This is a genomic window from Psychrobacillus antarcticus (assembly GCF_029533155.1).
Lineage (GTDB): Bacteria > Bacillota > Bacilli > Bacillales_A > Planococcaceae > Psychrobacillus > Psychrobacillus antarcticus.
Genome location: NZ_JAIZDB010000016.1, coordinates 1 through 19,952, shown reverse-complemented (window position 1 = coordinate 19,952; position 19,952 = coordinate 1). Strand labels below are relative to the sequence as shown.

General features: G+C 35.1%; 16 protein-coding genes. 13 read left to right on the top strand and 3 right to left on the bottom strand.

Annotated features, from left to right (window positions below; all coding sequences use genetic code 11):
- Nucleotides 1–10: 10 nt before the first annotated feature.
- Nucleotides 11–1,720, top strand: coding sequence for a GMC family oxidoreductase (locus LDK52_RS09840; protein WP_277585788.1), 1,710 nt, complete (start codon nt 11–13; stop codon nt 1,718–1,720).
- A gap of 1,072 nt (nt 1,721–2,792) precedes the next feature.
- Here the strand turns inward: LDK52_RS09840 and LDK52_RS09835 are convergent.
- Both LDK52_RS09835 and LDK52_RS09830 read right to left on the bottom strand, forming a co-directional pair.
- Nucleotides 2,793–3,989 carry an MFS transporter gene (locus LDK52_RS09835; RefSeq protein WP_277585787.1) on the bottom strand — a complete coding sequence of 399 codons (1,197 nt, stop codon included), beginning with the start codon at nt 3,987–3,989 and terminating at the stop codon, nt 2,793–2,795.
- Between the two features lie 165 nt (nt 3,990–4,154).
- A complete protein-coding gene (locus LDK52_RS09830) occupies nt 4,155–4,547 on the bottom strand; it encodes an MBL fold metallo-hydrolase (protein WP_277585786.1) in 393 nt (130 codons plus the stop codon).
- A 107-nt stretch (nt 4,548–4,654) separates the two neighbouring features.
- On the opposite strand from LDK52_RS09830, the gene LDK52_RS09825 reads away from it, so the two are divergent.
- The 12 genes from LDK52_RS09825 (at nt 4,655) to LDK52_RS09775 (ending at nt 18,939) form a co-directional block, all read left to right on the top strand.
- Entirely contained in the window at nt 4,655–5,431 is a 777-nt protein-coding gene (locus tag LDK52_RS09825; protein ID WP_277585785.1) for an STAS domain-containing protein, read from the top strand.
- 117 nt (nt 5,432–5,548) lie between these two features.
- Nucleotides 5,549–6,064, top strand: a complete 516-nt coding sequence (locus LDK52_RS09820; RefSeq protein ID WP_277585784.1) for a GNAT family N-acetyltransferase — start codon at nt 5,549–5,551, stop codon at nt 6,062–6,064.
- A gap of 345 nt (nt 6,065–6,409) precedes the next feature.
- Nucleotides 6,410–7,774, top strand: a complete 1,365-nt coding sequence (locus LDK52_RS09815; protein ID WP_277585783.1) for a sigma-54 interaction domain-containing protein — start codon at nt 6,410–6,412, stop codon at nt 7,772–7,774.
- Nucleotides 7,775–7,927: 153 nt separating this feature from the next.
- A complete protein-coding gene (gene brnQ, locus LDK52_RS09810; RefSeq protein ID WP_277585782.1) occupies nt 7,928–9,247 on the top strand; it encodes a branched-chain amino acid transport system II carrier protein in 1,320 nt (439 codons plus the stop codon).
- A 38-nt stretch (nt 9,248–9,285) separates the two neighbouring features.
- A complete protein-coding gene (locus LDK52_RS09805) occupies nt 9,286–10,863 on the top strand; it encodes an amidohydrolase (RefSeq protein ID WP_277585882.1) in 1,578 nt (525 codons plus the stop codon).
- Between the two features lie 740 nt (nt 10,864–11,603).
- Entirely contained in the window at nt 11,604–12,386 is a 783-nt protein-coding gene (locus LDK52_RS09800; protein WP_277585781.1) for an ABC transporter ATP-binding protein, read from the top strand.
- Complete coding sequence (locus LDK52_RS09795; RefSeq protein ID WP_277585780.1) at nt 12,376–14,436, top strand: FtsX-like permease family protein; 2,061 nt, start codon at nt 12,376–12,378, stop codon at nt 14,434–14,436. The genes LDK52_RS09800 and LDK52_RS09795 overlap by 11 nt, the downstream gene beginning before the upstream one ends.
- A gap of 10 nt (nt 14,437–14,446) precedes the next feature.
- Nucleotides 14,447–15,124 (top strand): response regulator transcription factor, encoded by a 678-nt coding sequence (locus tag LDK52_RS09790; protein WP_277585779.1) that lies wholly within the window; start codon nt 14,447–14,449, stop codon nt 15,122–15,124.
- Nucleotides 15,121–16,152, top strand: a complete 1,032-nt coding sequence (locus tag LDK52_RS09785) for a sensor histidine kinase (RefSeq protein ID WP_277585778.1) — start codon at nt 15,121–15,123, stop codon at nt 16,150–16,152. The genes LDK52_RS09790 and LDK52_RS09785 overlap by 4 nt, the downstream gene beginning before the upstream one ends.
- Before the next feature lie 573 nt (nt 16,153–16,725).
- Nucleotides 16,726–16,965, top strand: coding sequence for a PAS domain S-box protein (locus LDK52_RS20110; RefSeq protein WP_407081809.1), 240 nt, complete (start codon nt 16,726–16,728; stop codon nt 16,963–16,965).
- 339 nt (nt 16,966–17,304) lie between these two features.
- Nucleotides 17,305–17,643 carry an EAL domain-containing protein gene (locus LDK52_RS09780; RefSeq protein ID WP_277585777.1) on the top strand — a complete coding sequence of 113 codons (339 nt, stop codon included), beginning with the start codon at nt 17,305–17,307 and terminating at the stop codon, nt 17,641–17,643.
- A complete protein-coding gene (locus tag LDK52_RS09775; protein WP_277585776.1) occupies nt 17,644–18,939 on the top strand; it encodes a globin-coupled sensor protein in 1,296 nt (431 codons plus the stop codon). It abuts the gene before it with no gap.
- 177 nt (nt 18,940–19,116) lie between these two features.
- On the opposite strand, the gene LDK52_RS09770 is transcribed toward LDK52_RS09775, so the two are convergent.
- Entirely contained in the window at nt 19,117–19,629 is a 513-nt protein-coding gene (locus tag LDK52_RS09770) for a DUF3231 family protein (protein ID WP_277585775.1), read from the bottom strand.
- Nucleotides 19,630–19,952 lie beyond the last annotated feature (323 nt).

The window sequence follows — 19,952 nt, the reverse complement described above, 5'->3', positions numbered from 1 at the left end:
GTGCTAAAAAATGACTATGAAACTACCAAAAGTAGATGCAGTTGTTGTAGGTGTAGGTTGGGCTGGAGGAATCATTTCAGCTGAACTAACGAAAAAAGGATTTAAAGTAGTTGGACTAGAGCGTGGTAAAGAACGGAAAACGTCTGATTTCCTAACTGGTCACGATGAACTGAAATTTGTTCAACGAAATGAATTAATGCAAGATTTATCGAAAGATACTTTAACATTCCGAAACAAAGATTCTGAAGAAGCATTACCTATGCGTAAAATGTCTGCCTTCACATTAGGCACAGGCGTTGGTGGTGCTGGTGTTCACTGGAATGGAGTTACGCACTTATTTTTAGACTATGATTTTCAAATTCGTACCAAAACAATCGAGCGGTATGGAGAAAGTAAAATTCCTGAGGACATGACACTTCAAGATTGGGGGATTACGGAAGAAATAATTGACCCGTATTTCCAAAAATTCGTGATGATGGCTGGAACATCAGGCGAGCAAAATCATTTCCGTCCTCGTACTTGGGATTATCCGAATCCACCTATGATGAAAACCCCGAAAATGAAGAGGTTCATTAAAACAACTGAAAAAATGGGATTACACCCCTTTGTTAGTCCGTCTGGTAATCTTTCACAAGCTTATGAAAATCCAGATGGTATTAAACGTGGAGCTTGTGAATACTGTTCTTTTTGTGACCATTTTGGTTGTGAATATGGCGCAAAATCTGATCCTCTTGTAACTGTATTACCTGTAGCACATGCAACGGGTAATTTCGAATTACGTGCTCATTCTAACGTACTGGAAGTACTCCATACAAACGGAAAAGCATCAGGTGTTCGCTATATTAATGTGCAAACGGGGGAAGAATTCATACAAGAAGCTGAAGTGGTTATTTTATCCGCGTATACATTTACTAATACAAAACTTTTATTAAACTCAAAAGTTGGTAAACCGTATGACCCGATAACGCAAACTGGAGCCGTAGGGAAAAATTACGCAGATCATTTTTTGAGTATGGCATTTGGATTCTTCGATAACGAACAATTTAATGATTATGCTGGGGCAGGTGCACTTGGCGTATCTTTAGATGATTACCATGGAGATTACTTTGATCATACAGATTTAGATTTCATACACGGAGGTTGTATCTCTTTAACACAGGTTGGTACACGTCCGATTGGTAGTAACCTAGTACCGCTTGGAACACCAGGATGGGGGAAAGATTTTAAAAAACAATCTCTGCATTATTTTAACCGTCAAATGATGGTATTCTCTCAAACTGCGATGATGCCGAACCGCTATAACTATTTAAGCCTAGACCCAACTTATAAAGATGAATTTGGGATGCCTTTACTTCGCATGACAGTTAATTATGCACAAACGGACCATAATGCTCATAAATTCATGACGCAAAAATGTTTAGAAATCATGGAGAATTTGGGTGCTGATGATATAATGGCATTCGATCAAATGGGGGATTATAATATTGGTGCATTTGTTCCAGAACATAGCATTGGTGGAACAATTATGGGTGCCGTTCCTGAAACATCTGTAGTAAATAATTATTCTCAAGTATGGGATGTAAACAACGTTTTTGTATTGGGAGCCTCTACTTTTGCAAACCAATCCGGTGTTAATCCGACTGGTACTCTAGGTGCTCTTGCTTACCGTGCTGCTGAAGGTATTGAAAAGTATTTAAAAGAAGGTAGCTTATTAGTTTAATTTTTTTCATAACTATTGCTTATAACAAATTAATCAGTAAGCATATTTCTTTCTTCAACTAACGGGTGCGCGCGACAAGTTCTGTTATAAGCGCCTTCTGGCGTGAAAATACAGGAGATTTATATAAATAAATTTCAACTTTACAACGGAGGATAGGAATGACGGAGCCATGTTTCCTGAAACTATCCCATCAATACTCCTGCATGCGTCCTGATTGACTGGTCATGGGGTGTGAAGCACAGGTACATTCGGTTGAACTAGGCTGAAGCCATCCTTATGTAGAAGGTATGCCGAAGGATAGATCGCATGGCTGAAAAAACTAAATATGGTGAGAATAGTTCCTACATAAAGGAACTGACGAACTTCCGTAGGTACGGGTCTAAAGTTAGAACAGGAGGAAACTTGTGTACCATCCAATGATGGGGTGAACGGTGTAAAGTAAAAATGCACCCTCTGAAATACACTATACCGAACAATGGCGGTATCCAGTTCACAGGCTTAAAGGAAGCACCTACGTTTAGCATGTATAGCTACGTTGTAAGGTACTAAGGAACATTGTTTCAAGAGCTGTCACCCGAAACGGTTGCTATAAGCCTTATGAGGGTAGGGGTACGACCCGTGAAACCTCTGTAATCGAGGTGGAGGAACAGCCCCAAGTCTAGCGGTCGGTAATAATTATTTTTCAGCCGTGCATTGCACCGGTCTGGTAAGAACGTGGGAACATCATCTCCTAGTAGAATAATGCCACAGTGCAAGCTCTTCGAGGAAGAGTAACTTGAAACTTATAATGACTAAAACCATCGCTAGATGAAACGCGGAATGACGGGAAACTGTCACGTTCCGTGCGGAGTAGGGGAAAAGCTGGAGATAACTTCAAAGGCTTACCTATTACTAACTTTACTTCAAGGAGGAGTAAAGCCTTTTTTTATTGAACTAACACATTAGTATAGTTCAATAAGGAAGACACTCTAATTTTTCATATTTTGTTTTACTTTCACTAACAGAGTAGCTCTTATCTCTGGTATCAAATCAAAAAAGTACCTGATGATCATTCGCACCAAGTACTAAAAAATTATGAAAGAACCATTTTTCGTTTCATTCGCCACAAGAAATAAAGAGCGGGTAAAATTAGGAATGCAGATGCAGAGATGCCTCCTGCAATTGTTGTGAATAATGCTAACAATCCTACTATTGGGCCTCCAACAATTTGGCCAAAAGCATCAAGTTGCCCGAACATGGAAAGTGTTGTTGCTCGACCTTTCGATTCAATTTGTTCATTTGTAATGATGCTCATTAATGGATAGTTTACATTTCTCAGTGCACTTGTCACCCAATACATCGCCACAGCTACCCAGAAATGACCTGTCCATGCGAAAATAATCATCGTTCCTAGCAACACCGTATTTGTAATCAAAAGCACATTTGCATAGCGACCTTTCACATTTTTCTCAATAAAACGTAGTACGACAATATTAAGTAAAAATGCAACAGCATAAAAAGCACCGAACCAATAGATGGACTCATTTTCCGACAAATGAAAGTCTGTAATGAAATGGGCACCATATAAACGATCGAATCCTTCGCTGGCAAGTCCCCAAAATAACGTAATAACCGCTATGCTAACTAGAATAGTGTTCCCGCGAATTTGTGATAGCCCAACCTTGATGGTAGTAACCATATGAGTGACACCCGAGACACCTTTTTCACGAGTTATTTTAACAAATTTGGTTTCAGGTAACCTAATGAATGTCCAGATTGCAAGAGCAATCAGCATGACACCTGCAATTATAATAACCGTTTGCAACGACCAAAATGCCGCAATCGCCACACTGGCCAAAATTGCTACAAAACGTGCAAAAGATGAAAATTGTGAACCACGAAGGAAAGTGGTTTCTAAGTTTTCGCCATCTAACTCATCCGCAATCCATGCTTGTTCAGCTCCACTTATGAAGGTCCAACCAACTCCCCACATCGCAGAAGCGAAAGCAATCGCCCAAAATTCTGGCGTACTCCCTTCAAGTACATGAGCCAAACCAATAATAACTGTGCCCAGTGCAAGAGAACGTTTACGTCCATAGTGATCTGCATACAAGCCCGTTGGCATTTCAAATAATAGGACGGAAACTTCCATGATTGTGCCAATTAGAACTAGTTCCAAAGCATTTAAATCTGCTTGCGTTACATAATAAATAGCATTTAATGTGAATACCATTTGAATAAAAAACGATCTAGAACTTGTGATTGTGTAATAAAAACTTTGAATGCTCACTATAATTCCTCCGATTTAGATGATTCTGGTTTGAATCAAATCGGAGATCATATTATTAAACCAACATGCCCTCCAATTTGAATGAAGAAGTCAGTGTTTTTCTATGCATATGTATCTCTCCCTTTACGATTAATTAACTCAGAGTACTAATTATTCTGAATATTGTCAAGAATTATTTATGTAAGTACTATCCCTGTTTGGCATATCAACTTGTACAATTTTCATACACATAGCAGTCATTAGATTAGTATTCACATAGCTTTGAAGTGAACTATCGTCATAGGATAAAGTTTGCCATTCTTTTATCATTTCGTTTGTTTGACTATTAAATATGACAGTTGCATCAAATTCATTCATTTCTAGGAAATGATCCCAAAGTGCATGGGTTATAGCAACATATTTAACTGATGGGACATTTAGTTTCACGATCTCTAGTAAAAAGCCCTTAGCATGCTGAGGTGAACTACCAGAATCTATTATTAGACTATATCGATCACCACATACCAGACCTAATGTTGGTCGTTCGTTATTATCTTGATGAGATAAATAATAAAACATGTTATGTCACCTCTATTCTAGATAGCTTAGATCAATGACGTTAAATTAACGGCGGCTCAATAAATAGGTATATAATGAGTTATATTTTAAAAAAAGGTGGGGAAATTGTGAACAATCGGTTATTACCCTTAAATATAGATGGCACAGATGCTTTAGATAGTATTGGCGAAAATATTATTATTGCGGATACAGACTATAAAGTTATTTGGTTAAATTCATACGCTAGACAATCACTTAATTCAATTGCTCGTTTATATGGATTTTCCAATTCAGATGATTTAATTGGCTTGAGTATGGATGTCTTTCACAAAGAACCTGCACACCAACATCAAGTAATGTCAGGATTAAAGAAAGGCCATAGAGCAAGGATTAATATTAAAAACAACTTTATAGCTGATATCGTAATAACTCCAATAAAATGCATAGAGGACCAAAATCAGGAGGTCAAAGGCTACATGGTAATGCTCATGGATGTTACTAGCCAAGCGGATGAAGCAAAGAGATTGGAGGAAAAAGTCAGTGAATTATCTACTCCAATACTTAATATTTGGGATAATACGATAGCTCTTACCCTTATAGGGGAATTTGATGTGGTTCGAGGAGAAACAATAATACCAGTTGTATTAGAGGAATGTATCTCTAAAGGTATAGAATTTGTTATTGTTAGTCTCAGTGGGATAAATAATTTTGATGACAGTGTAAGGCAAACGCTTCAAAAATTACACGAATGTTTAAAATTATTAGGAGTCCAATGCATTATAGTTGGTATTAAACCTAAATTGGCAGTTAGAATTGGAACGTTAAGTAATATAGTGACTTTTAGCGATACCCATGATGCATTAAAATATATTATGAAACTACAAAAAAACAGTCCCTTTAATTAAAATTCATTTATCTTAAGTTTACTTTTTCTTTTTGAATGGCAAGATTATATGTTGAACACAACAAAAGACTTTAAATATAAAGTAGAAACCTATTAAAATTGAATGGCGGTTGTACAAATGGATATATTTATTGAAAAGTTACTTGTTACAGACGCAGAAGATTTGTATAATTTTGAACTTGGAAACAGAACTTTTTTCGAGGAAATGGTACCGACGCGTGGAGATGGATACTATAACCCTGAGACTTTTAAAAAAAGACATGAAACTCTACTTGAAGAACAAGTAATTGGAGGTTCATGTTTCTATTTAATTAAAGATCATAATAGCTCAATTGTAGGAAGAATAAATCTAGTGGATATGGATGAATCTGATAAAATCGGTTACCTAGGATATAGGGTGGGACAAGCACACACTGGTAAAGGAATTGCTAAAAAAGCATTAAAACTATTAGTAGAAACAGTGACTGACGAAGGCGTAAAACAGATTAAAGCTAAAACAACAACAAATAACATAGCATCACAAAGAGTTTTGGAGAAAAATGGATTTGAGAGAATAGGTACTAGTAGGGAAGAATTCGAAATGAATGGTCGGAGGCTCAAATTCGTTTATTATGCATTGAATATTTCGTCCTGATGAACTGATAGGTGTTTTACTTCAAGAAGAAGTAGAGCACTTTTTCTTGTTGCAACGGGTTAGTTTAAGAGAAGTGTGATATAAAGGAATTGTTTAATGTAGAATAGTAATACTCAAAAGAGGATTCCAGGGTGGACCGTTATTAGAATGGAAGTACTTCATCATAAGATAATGCATCTGAAAACTTTACGGAATATCAAAAAAATATGTGTATTACGTAAAAAGATTATCTGAAGAGGATATTAAGAGGGAGTTAAGAAATGCAAAACCTACAATAGGAACAAGAAAAAAACAATATAAAATAGCAGATTTGGTATGTCAACACAGGAAAGGATTGATGAATGCATGAATTTAAAAGAACCCGCACATTTATCTGAGTATGATAATGTGTTAGTTGTTGATGAACATGGGATAACAATTTTCTACGATTTAGCAGATTTACATATTTTGAAGCAACTTGGGCTCAAACCAGAAGAGTTTTTAAGAAAAAGTGTAACATCCTTTTATAAAAACTTACCAATCGAAAAAAGTACTTTAATGTCCGTTATAAAAACGGGTGAACCTATATGGAATACCGAACAAGAACTAACATCCAATAATGGCTTTACATATACTTCTAGAAGTTCTACCTTCCCTATTCATAATGGAACCTCGATCATAGGAGCTATAGAGTTTTCGAAACACTACTATCAAAAAGAAAATATACAATTACTCGAGCAATTTGCTAGTCATAAAATATATCGAAAAAACAACACCATATATACAATCGATAATCTTATTTCGCAAAGTAATGTAATGGATGAAATAAAGGGGAAAATAAAAAAAGTTGCTAGTACCGATTCAACAATATTGATAAATGGGGGTACGGGGACGGGTAAAGAAATTGTGGCGCAGTCTATTCACAATCTAAGCAATCGCTATGCACAACCGTTTATCTCTATAAATGCTAGTGAAATTCCACCAACTTTTTTGGAACATATATTATTTGGAACGGAGAAAGAGCATCTTTCTGCAACGCCTACTATTACTGGAATGTTAGAGCAAGCAAACGGTGGCACTATCTTTTTAGATGAAATTAGTGCTTTAGATATTAAACTTCAAGCTAAATTATTGAGAGTAATAGAAGACAAACTCATTCGAAGAGTTGGTGGAAAACAGGATATTCATTTGAATATTCGAGTAATAGCGGCAACAAATGAAAATACAGATAAATTAATGAAAGACAAATTATTACGTGAAGACTTGTATTACCGATTAAGTGTTTTTCAATTTGATTTACCACCATTATCTGAACGGAAAGAGGATATAGAAGCACTTATTCATTATTATATCGAATTTTATAATCGTCACATGCAAATTAAAATTGAAAAATTGGATGATGAGGTGCTCCATGCCTTTCAACAATATAATTGGCCAGGTAATGTGAGAGAACTAAAAAATGCTATAGAAACTGCGTATAATATTGCAAGCTCAAATGAAATTAACTTAAGCGATATACCAGCGAAAATAAGGGATTTCTCAAGTGCATTGAAGAAAATAACGCTCTCGGATAATAAATTTAATCTGAAAGATAAAGTAGAGGAATATGAAAAAGGTTTAATTGAGAAAGAGCTAAATAATACCGGAGGAAAACTTGCAGAAACTGCTAGAAGGTTAGGTCTCTCTAAACAATTATTAAAATATAAAATGGAAAAATATGAATTGAGGTAAAAATATTTTTACGAAGGGGGTGAAAAATTTACCGCCTTTTTTTATTTTGAATTATTAATTAAGATAAAAGAAACAAAATATTATATTTTTATTTTTTTGTAAGGGCTTTCAATTGAAAGAAGATAAGTAATAGAAAGAAAGAGGGGAAAAGAAATGAAAAAATATACTCAACACAGTCTATTAGTGGGGTTTGCATTATTTGCAATTTTCTTTGGTGCTGGAAATTTAATATTCCCACCTTCCATTGGAAATGTTTCGGGAACTGAGTGGGTGTTAGCATTAATAGGTTTTTGTATTACTGGTATTGTTTTTCCTCTTTTAGCGGTGGTTGCCATTCTAAATGCTGGTGGGAAATTTGAGGATTTAACTAGACCCATTAGTCCTTGGTTTTATAAAGTCTTTAACTTATTATTGATGGTTGGCATTGGAATGCTCGTGACTATTCCACGAATGTCTGCAACAACGCATGAGCTTGGGGTTCATCAGTTATTTCCAAAGGTCCCCTCTTTAGTTACAATTATTGTATTTTTTGCTATCAGCTTTTATTTTGCTATGGATAAATCGAATGTTATTGATAAAATAGGCAAAATACTCACACCTTTGCTAGTAATTATTCTATTGTTTATTGTTGGAAAGGGTATTCTAGATCCAATTGGTGTACCAGTTGAAACAGGAATACAAAATGCTTTCTCTAATGCGTTTATTAGTGCTTATCAAACGGGCGATGTAGTAACTGGAATCTTTTGTGCACCTATTTTTATCGCAGCAATAGCGGCTTTTGGTTATAAAGGAAAGCAAGCACGTTCAATGGCTTTAACTGGAACGCTAATCGCTGGTTTAGGATTATTAGTTGTGTACGGGGGTTTATTATTTCTTGGAGCTTCAGGAAGTGGCTTTTTCGAACAAGGTATTGAAGACACTGCTTTAGTATCCAGTTTAATAGATATTTCACTTGGTAGCTTTGGTTCCATTGCTCTGGCGGTAGCAATTGCACTAGCTTGCTTAACTTCTGCTATCGGAGTAATTGCTGTAATCGCTGATTTCTTGAATGACTTAACCAAAAACAAACTAGGATATCGTTTATGGGTAGCTATAGTTTGTGTCGTTGGTATTGTAATAGGTTCAGCAGGCGTTGGTGCAATTGTCACTTATACAATGCCGATCTTTACTGCACTATATCCGGTAGCCATTGTATTAGTATTTTTAGGAACTTTTCGCAAATTTGTTCCAAATCCAGGATCTTATCAAGGAGCAATATTATTAACGTTCATCGTAAGTCTTTTTGAAACTGTAAACTCTTTAGGGTTAACAATACCAATTTTGACTAATGTGATAGCAAAACTTCCGTTAAGTGCAAATGGTTTTAGTTGGTTAGTACCAGCCATTATCGGATTTATATTTGGAAGCGTTCTATATAAATATGTTCACACAAGGAAAACCTCTAATCCGATTCATTCTGTAGAGGCAAAATAATTTATCTTAACATGACAAAGGAGACTTATACCTTGGAAATGACAAAAGTAATGTTTAAGAATGGTAAAATTTTCACGTCTAATACGAACCAAAAATATGCGAATGCAATGATTATTCATAATGGAATAATTGAGTGGATAGGTGACCAAGATGAAATGGAAGATTTTCAAGGGGAAATAATTGATTTACAAAGTCGCCGAGTTCTACCGGGAATTATCGATGCACATATGCACCCTCTTTTACTAGCGAATTCTTCTAAACAAATTGCATGTACTCCTCCATTAGTATACTCCATAGGGGACATGATAAAAGAATTAGCAAAAATGGTTGACGAAGAATGGATAGAAGGTTGGGGTTACGATGAAGGGAAATTGGAAGAGGGACGTACACCTAATCGACATGATTTAGATCAGGTTTCTATAGATAAGCCAATTGTCATAACACGTACATGTGGTCATATCATTTCTGTAAATAGTAAGGCACTCGCAATCGCAGGAATAAATAAACATACAATTGATCCTGCAGGAGGTAAAATCGATCGAGACATGAACGGGGAACCAACGGGTGTGTTACGAGAGAGTGCTAGATTATTAGTGCTAGATAAAATGCCTCAGCTTTCTATGGAAGAGAACGCTACTAGACTCGCTGAACTTACAAAGTCTTTATATGCACATGGTATTACATCAATCACCGATTTAATGGCTAGCAACAAACCTATGGACTATGTAGATATCTATACCCTAGCTAGAGAAAAAGGTTTAACGCATAACGTGGTTCTTTACTATATGTGGCATGATTTAAAGGTGAATCCTATTTTAAATGAGGAAAACACTAATCGTGAAAATCCTATTCATATTGGTGGCGTGAAACTATTTGCAGACGGAAGTGTATCAGGAAGAACTGCTTGGATCAATCCGTCATTTCTAGGTGATGAAGATAACTACGGAATCGCAACAACTTCGGAAGATGAGCTATTGGAAGCTATGGAATATGCTAAACAACATGGTGTTCAATTGGTAGTACATGCAATGGGCGAACAGGCGATAGATTTAATCGTAAATACGTTTTACGGAATGGAAAGTTGGATACAAGATGGCCCATCCATTCGAATTGAACATGCAGCCATGCCTACCGCTCAAGCGATAGAACGAGCTGCTGAAATGGGGATTGCTTTTGTTCCACAACCTATATTTCTATATGCAGAAATTGAAAGTTATTTAAAGAATTTAGGAGTCGAGCGTACAAAAACAACCTATCCTGTTAATAAAATGCTAGAAGCAGGTATACCTGTTGCATTTTCTTCTGACGCACCTGCTACTGCATGGGCAGATCCAGTGAATCCTTTTATAGGTATAAAATCTGCTGTAACAAGAGTGGCATATGATGGTACTGATACTGGACAAGCAGAAAAGATAGATGTAGAAACAGCTATTGAATTATATACTCGTGGTGCACAACAAATCACTCGTATTCCAAGTATTGGACAATTAAAATCTGGTTATCAAGCCGATTTTATCATTCTCAATAAAGATATTTTAGAAATATCACCAGAAGAAATTGAACATATAATAGTAGAAGAGACATATGTTAAAGGAATCTCAGTATATAAAAAGTAATATATTTATTAAGTATTTGGACACAGCTCCCGATAAAAATAAGATAAAATAAAACACCTTTCGTTGAAAAACGGGTATCTAATACTCTAAATTCAATGTGGAGGTGTTTTCTTTGAGGATCAGGGGAACACAATCTTATGGGGAGTAGAGATTATATTACTAGTTCTGTGGATTAGTAGAAGAAGGTATTATTTGAAATGGTACTGATTAATTTAAGAGTTGTCATCGTCACAAAAAATTGATTCCTCTTACGAAACTATTAGTAGTAGTGGTAAAACCATTGAAGAGTTTACGGAAGGCCCATCAACAGTAACATTCTCTTCATCAGATGCTTAAAAAGGTGTGCCGAAAAGTTGGTGAAGATGAAGTTGTAAATGTGAATGTTAAATGGGTGTCTTTGAAGAGTCATTTAAACTGCATAATAATAGTAAGTAACGTTGTTAGAGAGACAGGACTATCAATTCAAAAAATCTTTTATAGGACATTATATCAAATACATTTTTCTATATAGTGTGAAGTGTCCACTTAACTAATGCAACTTTTGAGTTGAAGAAGGAAATGCGATTTTTTGATAATATGAGTACCAAGTCAATTATTTTTGACTTGGTACTTTTTTAATCTCGATAATAAATTGTGGTTTCAATTCCTCTAACTTCTAACCTTACAACAACTGTAAGAGTTAATTAATATTTATTTATTGTATGGTATTACTATAGAGAAGATACATGGGAGGAAATTATATGAATATTTCAGATAAACTACTTCAAGTTAAGGCAGTTTATAAGACATTTGGTGAGGGACAAAGTGAAACTGTTGCGTTAAAGGGTGTTTCCTTTGATGTTCTTCCAGGAGAGTTTCTTGGAATTATGGGAGCAAGTGGCTCGGGCAAGACAACATTGCTTAATTCCGTTGCAACTATGCTAAAACCAACAGCAGGACAAATCTTGTTGGAGGGTAAGAATATATCTTCATTTAGAGGATCGCAATTAGCGAAATACAGAGGAAGTAAGATAGGGTACTTATTTCAAGAGTTTGAATTGATTGATAACTTGACTGCTAGAGAGAATATTATTTTACCGTTGTCAATACATGGAGTAAATCCTGAAGAGCAAGAGGAACAACTTCAAAAATTAGTGAAACAATTTGATATTGAGAGTGTGTTGAATAAATTTCCGTCTCAAATGTCAGGAGGTCAGAAGCAGAGAGTTGCTGCAGCAAGGGCATTGATTTCAAATCCAAGCATTGTATTAGCAGACGAACCAACGGGCGCCTTGGATACAAAAAATGCAAAAACCTTGATGGATAAATTATATGCTAACAATCAGGAAGAAGGGTCCACAATTTTGATGGTTACGCATGATGCAAATGCAGCTAGCTATTGTTCTAGAATTTTATTTATCCAAGATGGTGTGATTTTTCATGAGCTTCGAAAGAAAGTGCCTGGAGAAACCCAAAATGCTTTTTATGAGCGAATCCTGACGGTTTTGGCGCAGTTGGGTGGGGGGAGCAGCAATGTTCTTTGATTTTATTAAGCGGAATAGTCGTAAAGTTCGAAAAGAAAATGGGGTTTACTTTGCCTCACTCGTCATTTCTATTGTAGCTTTTTATGTCATCCTGTCACTTGGTGAGCAAGATATTATCGTATATCTCAAAACCGTTGAAAGTGATGCGGTAGAGAGGCTATTGTTAATGATTCCGATACTTTATGCGGTCTCCCTGTTCTTCGTATTTTTCTTAGTTTATTTTGCAAATAGATACCAACTACAACAACGTAGTCATGAATTTGGCATGTATTTAATGATGGGAATGAAGCAAAGCAAGCTGTTCGTCATGATTATGGGTGAAACATTGTGGAATGGTTTAGTTGCTCTATGCATTGGTGTTCCCATTTCGTTATTTTTAACAGAGCTAATTAGCTTGGCAACTTCAAGGCTTATTGGTATGGGGATTATTGGTCACGAGTTTCGCATCTCCTGGGTTGGGCTAGGATTAACGGTATTTGGTTTTATTGTCGTCCAATTATTGGCTGTGTTTATTCTTAGCTTTAGAATGAGCGGGAAGGAACCAATAGATTTACTAAAAGATCAAAAGGAAAAATCTCAACGAGTACTTTCACCTGTGTGGAGCATGGTTGGTATACTGAGTGGAGCAGTATTACTCCTTGGGGCAATTTTTCTATGCGTAGCTTATGGATTGGCAGTATTATATTTGCGTAGTCTTGATTATAGGATATTTGCGTTAATACTGATTATAGGAATCTGTGGAACTTTCATCTTGTTTCGTGGATTGGGAAGTTTAATTGGAGCATGGGTAAAACGTAAAAGCAGTTCTTCTACCGGTTTATTTGTATTTACAGCTAGACAACTTCAAGAGAATGTTTTGCATCAATGGGGTTCTCTTGCCATTTCATCACTGTTAATTTTAATGGCGATGGTTTGTTTTGCTTTTGGAACTTCTACTGCTTTAAATAATAGTGCTACATCTAGTAGAACTGTCGACTTTACGTTTAAAGGATCAGAAGAAGAAATTGTTTCTGCACTAACCTCTGATAAATTGGCGCCCTATGTAAACAGTTATAACGTTATGGAACTGGGAAATTTTTCGCCTATTGATTCAGAGACTTCTGAAAATACAGCTGCACGTACTTGGTCTGGATTAGAAGAAGCCATCTCCAAAGAGGAAAATTCAGAAGAAAAAGAAAATTTGTTAAGGAATTTATCTATGAATGATAGTCCTTATTACATTTCACTTTCTAGTTATAATACAATACTAACATCTATCAACAAAGCTCCAATTATATTGGAAGACGATGAAGTTGCAATGTACTCAGATGAAGAATATTCATATTCTTATGATATATTAAGAACAGCATTGCAGAATAATCCAACAATTGGTATAGGAGAGAAACAATATGAATTAATGTCGACACTGTATACAAGCAATGTCGTTGCAGATAGAGCGATTACTCTCTCATATGCATTGATAGTACCTGATGCTATTTATGACAGCTTCATTGGAAGGTCTCAAGATCCATGGCTATGGAATATGACCCTAAATGCTGAATTTATTGAGGAAAAAGGCTTAATGCAGGCGATGTATGAAGTAGAACAGTTGATGAATACATTCGGTTTAGACTTTGAAAGTTATCTTTCTAGCATGGGAAGACAGTTGTTTTATACAGTGGCAGGAAGCTATACGACATTTTATCTAGGTATTATGTTTCTTATTATTGCAAATACGGTATTGGGCATAAACTTTCTTATGCAACAACGAAGTACGAGACATAGATATAGTACAGTAGCTATGCTAGGAGCAAGTATTGAATCACTCTGTTCATCAGCAAGGAAACAAATTTGGTTATACTTTGGTTTAGTTATTTCGGTATCATTAGTCAGCAGTGTTTTTGGTATTTGGTCCTTGTTGACTGCATTCCCTTCCACGACACTGAGCATAGAAAATAGTATGGTGGTAGCAATTATTCTTATTGTGTTTATCGTTTTTGAACTTTGTTATATATGGATGATTCAACGAAAGAGTGATGAAGAAATAAAGAAATTTAAAGAGATTGAGTAGGAGTGAAATCATGGCAAAGATCGTCATTGTTGAGGACGACGTTTACCTACGTGAAGAGTTAGAAAGTATTTTAGAAAAAGAGGGATATTCTGTAGAGAGTATCTCTTCTTTTGATTCGCCATTGGAAGATATTATTTCAGCTTCTCCATCGCTAATTATATTAGATTTAAATTTACCAAACCTATCTGGATTCCAAATTTGCCGATACTTAAAGGCTAGAGGAATAGGTCCCATTTTAGTTCTAACCTCACGCAATCAACTTCGTGATGAGCTACATGCATTGGAATTAGGGGCAGATGATTATTTAACGAAACCCTGTCATCCGAAACGGCTAATTGCTAGAATTCAAAAATTGCAGCACCTATATGCAAATATGCATATTCTTTTAGATGCTGGTGATTTTCAGCTAGATGAGAAGGCAAATGTATTGTATGTTGGCAAGAATTCTATTTCATTATCAGAGAATGAAGGAATGATTATGAAGTCATTGGTAAAAGCTGTACCTTCAGTGGTGAAAAAAGAAGAGTTATTTAATCAGTTATGGGGAAGTAGCGAATATGTGGATGAGAACATATTGCAAGTGAATATGACTAGATTACGTAAGACGCTTGATGAAGTTGGATTGTCAAATCGAATCAAGACTGTCAGAGGAATTGGTTACCAATTAATAGGAGGTTCCTACCAGTGAAGCCAAGGGAATGGCTAACTATGCTAAAGCTATCACGGGCTTGGATATTACTTTTTTGTATAAATAGTGCTTTTTTTATTTTTCTGGCTTGGGTAGCGTATCCTGAAACATTCGAGCTTTTAGTTGGTATGATGATTATTTTTTCTGCTGCTAGTATTGTCTTGGGTATGTTACTTGTTAGGAAAAGTCAGATGAAGAAAGACAAAGTATTTTATAATTTTCTTAGAGAACCATCCCTGGAGCAGGAATGTGTATTGATAGAATCTATTGGTGAAATACATACAGAAAAGGTGAATTATCTAGCAAATAAATTGCGGATTCTAAATGACCAGTTAGATGAGGTTAAATTACTGTCACTTGATTATGAAGAATTTATTGAAAGTTGGGTACATGAGATAAAGACACCTATTTCTTTATTAACCTTTGTTTTACAAAATCGCAAAGAAGAAATGTCAGAATTAGTGTATCAAAGACTTGAGCATGCAAGAATTAATATCAATGATAATGTTGAACGGATACTATTTTATGCAAGATTACAGGCAGCGCATGTTGATTATAAACTAGAGAGAGTCTCACTCAATCTCTGTTGTGAAGATGTCTTGATGGAACTTCAGTCATTACTGGAAGAAAGAGAAGTTAAAGTTATTTCCCAGATGAAAGATGCGCCAATAGTGTCAGATGTAAATGCGTTCCAGTTTATTTTCACGCAAATACTTGTTAATGCAGTTAAATACTCTAATGAAAAAATTGATAGCTTTATCTGGTTAAAGACTGGTTTTGATAGCGTAAAAAACCGTTATTATTTAAGGATAACTGATAATGGTATCGGGATGCTTAGCTCTGATCTTCCTTTCATTTTTGATAAAGGATTTACAGGAGATAATCCTAACAGAAAACAGTCTACTGGAATAGGACTGTATCTTGTAAAGAAATTATGCGATGAATTGCAGATTGGAATTGAAGTTGAGTCTAAGTATGGGGAGGAATTTATAATTCAATTTCTGTTCCCGAAAATTGATGATTTATAGACATAAATTATTGGCTATGTTAAAGATAAAGATTGATTTAAAAATGCACATAAAAAAATGAGCTGGGAAATGTCCAAGCTCATTTTGATATCCTTCTTAAACTAAAAATCACTTATTGTGTATTATTCTACTTGCCTTAATTTGATTGTCCAACTAAGTGTAGACTATCCACTCACGTACGGTGGTGTGAGAGGGGCGAAAATAGTTAAATTATTTTCCCTCTACTCGATTTATTGTATTAAACCCCATTTACTACTTTTATTCTTATCGTCCACAAACACATTTTGAAAACAAAAAACAGTACCCAGCAAACTCTAAATATTGAAGTATTATTTCTGCAACCGCTGTTATTGAAAATATCATGTTTCACTTTTCGTTAATTGGTGGTTAGAGTGCTAAGAATTTAACACTTATTTCATCTGTTTATTGGAAGGAATATTAAATTCTTCTTAAACGAAGAAAAAACGGTTAGATATGGTACTATAAATTATATTAAAATTATATTAAATATTAAATAATTTCTTTTGTAGGGATTCGTGTTAGGAGCGAAAGCAAATGATTCAATAGGATTTAATAAAATTAAATGATATACAAGCTGCCCTAAACTCCACTATTTTATTAGCTGTTACAGATATATTTGGTAAAATTACATTTGTAAACGATAGGTTTTGTGAGATATCTCAATACAGCTCTATAGAGTTAATAGGTAAAATACATAAAATCATCAATTCAAATTTCCGTGAAAATTCTTTTTTTCTAGATGTGTGGACAACAATTTCTACAGGAATAACAGCACTACCAACCTCAGTGTAATACTGAGATGAAGTGTACTAGTTTTGAATCGTTTGTGAAATGGAATGATCCTATTTTAGGGTCAGTATCTCCCGAGAATTTATCCCATTAGCTGAACGAACAGGGTTAATCATTCCGTTAGGTTATTTATTATTTGAGCTTGTATTACAAGATCTACCCAAATTACAATAAGCTATTGGGAAAAAAGTAAAAGTTGCATTTAAATTGTCCTTAAAACAGTTTTTTGATAAGATTCTCATTTCAAGGATTAAACAACTATATAATGACTACGAGAAAGATCCAAGTTATATAAAAATTGAAATTACAGAAGGGGTTTAAACTACACGCATAGATTATGTAGTGTCTGTTATTCGTCAATTACGAGATCTTGGGATGGAAGTAGAATTAGATGATTTTGGCACTGGCTTCTCTAGTTTAAAGTATTTAAAAGGCTTTCCGATTAATTGCATAAAGATTGATCAAAGCTTTGTGAAAGATGCCTTAATATCCGAAACAAGTAAAGCTATTATTAACGGAACCATACATTTAGCACATGAACTAGGGTTTACAATATTTGAAGAAGGAATTGAAGAGAAAGCACAACTAAATTATTTAATAGACGAAGGCTGTGATGGATTTCAAGGATATTTACTTGGAAAACCTCAGCCACTTAGCTACTATCAAAAAGGGGAAATTTAAATGTCGTTATTTTTTAACAAAAAGGATTCAACATGCACGATTGATTTTAAAGAAATGCTTCCTGTAACATTGGATATCTCAAATGAGCCCGAAGTACAAAAACAAATTGCGCTAATTCACTTAACTAATAAAGACCTTTCTATTCTTCTACATCTACAACCTTACATTGAAAAAATATTAAATAGTACGGTAGTACGTTTCTATAAATCCTTAGAGGCCGAGCCTAAATTAATGAAGATTATTACAGATAACAGCAGTGTCGAACGACTGAAAAAAACATTGTATCGCCATTTGAATCAAATGTTCGCTGGAGTAATTGACTCTAACTATTTATCTCAAAGAAAAATAATTGCTCAAGTACATGTCAGAATTGGTCTAGAACCGAAATGGTATATGGGTGCTTTTGAAACATTACACTATGAATTTTCTCAATTTGTTCATGAATTATCGATATCCACAGAGGATCGAATTAATGCCTTAAATGCGATCAATAAAATACTGAATTTAGAACAACAATTAGTATTAGAAGCATATGAATTAGAAAATACGAGACTGCGGTTAGAAGTAAAAGCACTGCAAGATTCGGTTAAACAAGGAGTACACGATACAGCTCAAGAACTTGCTACTGTTAGTGAGGAAACGAGTGCATCTGTTGAACAGTTAGCTTTCCAAGCAAAAACGATAGAAAAGTTTACTAAAAAAAGTCTCTCATTTGTTACACATTCAGAGGAGAAATCTATAGAAGGGCAACTTCTACTAGGTAAACAAACTAAGCAAATGCAATTAATACATGAAAGTATTGGAATGTTGCAGAAAAAAATGGAGCAACTTCAAATTTCCTCTAATAGAATTCGAGAAATTGTTGGTTTAGTAACATCTATCGCGAATCAAACAAATCTGCTTGCGCTGAACGCTGCAATTGAAGCAGCACGTGCTGGAGAACACGGTGCAGGTTTTGCAGTCGTTGCATCAGAAGTTCGAAAACTTTCCGAGGAAACCAAAAAGGCGATTGATAATGTGACTTCTCTCATTCAAGAGACAGATGATGGAATTGTAGACATGACTCAATCCGTTTCAGAAATGCACCTTCTTATTAATAATGGTGCAGAAACATATATTCAAGTTTCTAATTCTTTTGATGATATTGTAGAAGCTATGTCAGGAATTAAGATGCAGAGTGAACGATCTAATGAGGAAATAACTACAATTTCTAACATTTTAAATGAACTAAATCAAGCAATAGAAATCATTGCACATTCCTCTGATGGATTAATTGATACGATTAATGATTTGTAACATCTAATAGTAAAAGGGAAATGGTCCCCACTCATGTTCAGGTCGACTATTTCAATACCTAGGTTTATATCATGCATTTATGTTCTACTAACGAGCCTTTTATTAACAGGAGCGAAAAATAGGCAACTTCTTGTTTGAAATTGAACAAGTAGTTGCCTATTTTTGTTTAAATTGTAATTATTCTTTATCCGGAGAGTTTAAGTGTAGTGGTGGAGGAACGAGCCATCCTTTACTTTTGTTCAATCGTAACAATTTTGCACCTAATTGGGCTTTGCTCAAATGGAATTGGCTATACATTAAAGCAACATCTTCTCTAATGCTCGCTCCCATTGCTTGGCTACATGCGACTAAACCAGCAGCAACATCCATTGAAAGTGCTGCACTGATTTCTGGATCATTAAATCTTGCACCAGGAGGAATGTCCTCTAATTTGGCAACCGGGCGTTCAGGAGGTGCAGGAGGGAGAGCTATACCATTTATTTTTAGTATTACTTCTAGCTGCTTGTTCTCATCCTTCATACCTTGAATCGATTCTTCGATGATATTTTCTAATTCCTTATCACCTGTGTGATTAATAAATGTTTGATAAGCAGCTATCAATCCATTGTTGGTAGCTATATTTGTCCAAATGCCGAACACCTCACCATAATGTAATGGCTCGTCTTTTGGGTTTCCACTTAATATTCCCATAATCCCACTCCTTAACTAATTTGTTTTCACACAGTAAATAGGATGCGCAGAGTTTGAAGAGAATATTCATTGGTAATGAAATACTAAATATTCTATTTCGGTATAGCCCTAAAGAGATTACAAAAATGGATAAAAAAAAGATCACTCGAATTAAAAACCAAGTGATCTTTGTGAGTGAACTGAACCCCGAATAGTAGACACTTTATAAAAAGTGTAGCTATTCAGGGTTTTTTCTTTTTCAAAACCCCGTTATACTAAAATTTACAAACTTTGAACGGGAGAAAACATTATGAGTAAAATACTTTTTAACGAACATCAACAGC